The organism is Acinetobacter sp. YH12112 (genome assembly GCF_013418945.1).
Taxonomy (GTDB): Bacteria; Pseudomonadota; Gammaproteobacteria; order Pseudomonadales; family Moraxellaceae; genus Acinetobacter; species Acinetobacter indicus.
On record NZ_VPBA01000089.1, the window covers coordinates 1 to 1776 of the forward strand.

The window sequence follows — 1776 nt, forward strand, 5'->3', positions numbered from 1 at the left end:
TTCTTGACTCAAGCATTAATGCAGTACGATCTTCAAAGCTAAGATGATGGTATGACAATTTTATATACTCCATAAACCCTTTAAATTAATTAGGTGGTTTATGTCGCACTTCAAGTTTTACTCTGCCGTATTTTGCAAGAAAAATGCTTCTTGTTACATTGGAATTACATATTTTTTTAAACAAATCAAAGAATAACTATAATTTTTGAATTGATTGTCAATTTTTCCAGTGAATTAATTTTATTATTTTTATTCTAGCTGGGAAGATTATATATGTATTTTGATTATATATTCTAATTGAATTTAAAGATCATTTTCGGGAGTATTCATTTAATTTATAAAATAACTTAAACTTAATATCAATAATTATAATTTATATTTTAACAATATAACAGTTAAAATAGCAGCAAGCTAAAATATGGATATTCACCCTCCCACCTTCGGACAGCCAACAACAATCTTTTTTCGTCAGCCGGATTTTGTGCTACTATCTCGCCCCTGCACGCCCGGTGGATGTGAGTAAAACCCTCTGCCTTGTGCTGCCCAATCTGTGCGAATAGCGCCTCAGTTTTGTTTCCCGTCGTTGCAAGGTTTGCTGTTGAATGTCAAATGTAAATACGCTTGAAAATATCCAACTGCCAAGAATTTCCGTGGCTCCAATGATGGACTGGACCACCCGAGATTATCGTTTCTTTGCGCGCCTGTTTAACCCAAACGTGATTTTATACACAGAAATGGTCACCACCGGCGCCATTATTCATGGCGATGCCAAACGCCATCTGGAGTTTAATCAGGAAGAACATCCAATTGTGCTGCAACTCGGCGGCTCCAATCCTCAAGATCTGGCCACCTGTAGCAAAATGGCGCAAGACTGGGGCTATGATGAAGTTAACCTGAATGTCGGCTGCCCAAGCGACCGCGTGCAGAACAATAAAATTGGCGCCTGCCTGATGGCCGAGCCTGATCTGGTGGCAGAATGTATCGCAGAAATGCGTCATGCGGTGGATATTCCGGTCACGGTTAAACACCGGATCGGGATTGATGACATGCATTCGTATGAAGAAATGCTGCATTTTGTCGATACCGTTGCCAAAACCGGCTGCAATAATTTTATCGTGCATGCCCGGATTGCACTGTTACAAGGCCTATCACCCAAAGAAAACCGTGAAGTGCCGCCTTTACGCTATGAAGATGTTTACCGTTTAAAGCAGGATCGCCCGGAGCTGATCATTGAAATTAACGGCGGCATTAAAACCCTGGCAGAAACACAGGCGCATTTACAGCATGTCGATGGGGTGATGATTGGCCGCGAAGCCTATCACAATCCGTATTTACTGGCCGAGCTGGGACATTTCTGGAATCTGCCCCTCCCAGACCGTTTCGAGATTATGCAGCAGATGATGCCATATATCGCACAGCGCGTGGCTGAAGGTGCACCACTGTCGATTATCACCCGTCATATTCTGGGCCTGTTCCAAAACTTGCCGGGCGCACGCAAATGGCGTCAGGCGCTAAGTGGTGGTAATGCCAAAACCTTAAAAGATGTAGAAGTGGCCATTCAGAATGTTCAGGCCGCGATGCAGCGTACTGAAAACTATCTGCAGGAACACGCTGTTCAGCCTTAAAAGATCAACAAAAAGTCCTCAATTGAGTAATGCCAGTCAGTTAAGAGATTGACTGGCTTTTTCTTGGGTATTTTTGAGGTTTTCCTTTTACAACCCTTGGATAACTCCTCACTCTTCTCTCAGGTATAACATACCGATTAGATTTCTCCAT

General features: G+C 42.5%; 1 protein-coding gene. It reads left to right on the forward strand.

Translation table 11 applies throughout. The annotated features are described in order from the left end of the window. The first annotated feature begins 602 nt into the window (after positions 1–602). A complete protein-coding gene (gene dusA / locus FTU50_RS15200) occupies positions 603–1625 on the forward strand; it encodes a tRNA dihydrouridine(20/20a) synthase DusA (protein ID WP_180055339.1) in 1023 nt (340 codons plus the stop codon). The last annotated feature ends 151 nt before the right edge of the window (positions 1626–1776 follow it).